Here is a 252-nt window from a genome sequence, read left to right on the forward strand (position 1 = left end):
GTTGGCACTAAAGTAGCTATATTGAATACTTAAAATTTCTTGTACTGGGCCCATCATAAACCACAGGTAGCCAAACACCGCGAAGATTTGGCCAACGGTAAGATCAGAAAACACCACCATTAACATCGCTATAGCGCGAAAGATTTCGAAACCCACTAAGAAGATGGTAAAGCTTAAACGGTTTACTGCATCGGTTTTCCAGTGAGAAGCAATGGCATAATCTTTAAGCTCTCCTGCTGCGCCCACCACACG

Annotated in this window: 1 protein-coding gene; it reads right to left on the minus strand. The window is 43.7% G+C overall.

Annotation, left to right across the window (positions count from 1 at the left end):
- Window positions 1–252: hypothetical protein (locus Q4528_RS14935; protein ID WP_303522463.1), on the minus strand; the 252-nt coding region annotated here is incomplete at both ends.

This window comes from Staphylococcus pasteuri (assembly GCF_030547725.1).
Taxonomy (GTDB): domain Bacteria; phylum Bacillota; class Bacilli; order Staphylococcales; family Staphylococcaceae; genus Staphylococcus; species Staphylococcus pasteuri.